The organism is Streptomyces anatolicus (genome assembly GCF_019400875.1).
GTDB lineage: Bacteria > Actinomycetota > Actinomycetes > Streptomycetales > Streptomycetaceae > Streptomyces > Streptomyces anatolicus.
Genome location: NZ_WMBF01000697.1, coordinates 1 through 2,488 on the forward strand (window position 1 = coordinate 1; position 2,488 = coordinate 2,488).

The following is a 2,488-nucleotide window of genomic DNA, read 5'->3' on the forward strand; positions in this document are numbered from 1 at the left end:
CGAACCGCCCGGCGCCGAAGAACGCGGCGGTCGGCGCGAGCGCGCACAGCGCGGAGCCCAGCGAGAAGAGGACGACGCTGCCGGTCACCATCGGCTTGCGGCCCGCCCAGTCGGTGAGGGTGCCGCAGCCGAGGGCGCCGATCAGCATGCCGAAGGTGGTCCACGAGCCGATGGTCCCGGCGGTGGAGGTGCTGAAGCCGAAGCCCTCGTCGTCGAGGAGGTGCGGCATGACGGCGCCGTAGATGTTGACGTCCATCCCGTCGAAGAAGACGACGAGCCAGCACAGGGCGAGGACGGGGGCGACGGATCTGAAGGTCCGCTCGGGTGGGTTCACGGGGGCTCTTCCTTCTAGGGCCTGTCCTGCTGGGGCCTGTCCTGCTCGTCCAGGGGGAATCCGGTGTAGGCCTCGGCCAGGTCGGTCTCGGCGGAGCGTGCGGTGGTGAGCCGGTCGAGTCCGGCGAGCTGGATGCGGTCGTCGAAGGAGGTGGCGTCGGGGGCCCGGTGCAGCAGGGTCGTCATCGCGTACGAGAAGCGCTCGGCCTGCCAGACGCGGCGCAGGCAGGTGTCGGAGTACGCGTCGAGGGCGCCCGGGTCGCCCTTGTCGCGGAGCAGGATCAGGGCGCGGGCGAGCGTGACGACGTCGCCGACCGCGAGGTTGAGGCCCTTCGCGCCGGTGGGCGGGACGATGTGCGCGGCGTCCCCGGCGAGGAAGAGCCGGCCGTGGCGCATGGGCTCGTGGACGTAGCTGCGCATGGGGGTGACGGACTTGGCGGTGACGGGTCCGCGCCGCAGCGTCCACTGCGGGTCGTCGGTCTCCAGGCGCCGGTCCAGCTCGTCCCAGATCTCGTCGTCGGCCCAGTCGTCGGCGTCGGTGCCGTCGGGGACCTGGAGGTACGCGCGCGTGACGCTCGGCGACCTCATCGACAGGAGGGCGAAGCCCCGGTCGTGGCGGGCGTAGACCAGCTCGTCGTGGGAGGGCGGCACGTCGGCGAGGATGCCGAGCCAGGCGTAGGGGTAGCCGCGCTCGAAGACGCGGGAGACTTCCCGGGGCACCGCCGTGCGGGCCACGCCCCAGAAGCCGTCGCAGCCCACTACGTAATCGCACTCCAGAACGTTCTCGCGCCCCTCGCGCCCCTCGTGGCGGAAGCGGACGCGGGGGCTCTCGGTCCCGGCGCCCTCCACGGCCAGCGCCTCGGCCTCGAAGAGCAGCGGGCCGCCCTCGGCGAGCTGGAGGGCGATGAGGTCCTTGCAGACCTCGGTCTGGGCGTAGACGGTGACGGACCTGCCGCCGGTCAGCGCCGGGAAGTCCACGCGGTGCCTGCGGCGGGCGAAGCGCAGCTCGATGCCGTCGTGCGGAAGGCCCTCGCGGTCCATGCGGGCCCCGGCGCCCGCCGCGCGCAGCACGTCGACGGTGCCCTGCTCCAGGATCCCGGCCCGCTGGCGGCGCTCCACGTAGGCGCGGTCGCGGCTCTCCAGGACGACGGAGGCGATACCGGCCTGGTGCAGCAGGCGGGCGAGGAGCAGGCCGGCCGGCCCGGCTCCGATGATCCCGACGGTGGTCCGCATCCCTCGCCCCTCACTTGCCGACTGTTCGAGCCCGCTTGTTCGCCTGGTGAACTTTCGTTCATAATGCGCTGCACGGGAGTCTCGGGCCGCGCCCGTGCGGTGTCAACGGTTGTGCGGCACCCGATTCCGTCAGACATGAGGAGCGCGCCGCCATGCCGGAAGAGTCCGTACGCCCCCTGGAGCGCGGCCTGGCCGTCCTGCGGGCGCTCGCCGTGGCGGAGGAGCAGGGACAGTTGCGCGCCGGAGACCTCGTACGCGCCACGGGCCTCGCCCGTTCCACGGTGGACCGGGTCGTGGCGACGCTGGCCAGGATCGGATACGTACGCGCGCGTGGGCAGCAGTTGCACCTCACCCCTCGCCTCATGGAGCTGGGCAACGCCTACCTCGCGGCGAGCGGTCTGACCGGTGAGGTCGCCGCGCGCACGGCCCGGCTCGCGGACGAGCTGGACGAGTCGGTGTCGCTCGCGGTGCCCGACGGTGACGGGGTGCGCTTCGTGACGCAGGCGGCGCGGCGCCGCGCGATGTCGGTGGCCTTCCGCATCGGGGACCTGCTGCCGCCCGAGCGCTGCGCCCCCGGCGCGCTCTTCGCCGACGCGTGGGGCGAGGAGGAGTGGGCGGCCTGGCACGCGCGCGTGGCGGCGGGCCCCGCGCGGGAGGCCTTCCCCGCGCTGCCCCCGGGCCCGGCGCCCTCGGCCGTCCCCGATCTCGCCGCGCGCGTGGCCCGCGCCAGGGAGACCGGCTGGGCCCTGGACGACCAGCTGATCGAGCCGGGGCTTGTCGCGGTGGCGGTACCGGTACGTGACAGTGCCGGCCGGGTCCGGTACGCCCTGTCGGCGGTGAGCCACACCAGCAGACACACGGCGGAGGGCCTGGCGGAGGCGGTGCTGCCGCGCCTGCGGGCGGAGGCGGCGCGGCTGGGGGG

The 2,488-nt window shown here is 74.1% G+C and carries 3 protein-coding genes; 1 reads left to right on the forward strand and 2 read right to left on the reverse strand.

Annotated elements, in window-relative coordinates:
* Window positions 1-334 (reverse strand): MFS transporter (locus tag GKQ77_RS31480; RefSeq protein ID WP_308117841.1); only part of this gene is annotated, 334 nt, incomplete at its 3' end.
* 14 nt (window positions 335-348) lie between these two features.
* Window positions 349-1,566: a 4-hydroxybenzoate 3-monooxygenase gene (locus tag GKQ77_RS31485; protein WP_219692526.1), complete on the reverse strand. Its 1,218-nt coding sequence runs from the start codon at window positions 1,564-1,566 to the stop codon at window positions 349-351.
* A 152-nt stretch (window positions 1,567-1,718) separates the two neighbouring features.
* Here GKQ77_RS31485 and GKQ77_RS31490 point away from each other — a divergent pair.
* Window positions 1,719-2,488: IclR family transcriptional regulator (locus tag GKQ77_RS31490; protein ID WP_219692527.1), on the forward strand; the 770-nt coding region annotated here is incomplete at its 3' end.

Coding starts and splice junctions, on each gene's coding strand:
- GKQ77_RS31485 (WP_219692526.1), bottom strand. CDS start 1,566: ATGCGGACCACCGTCGGGATCATCGGAGCCGGGCCGGCCGGCCTGCTC.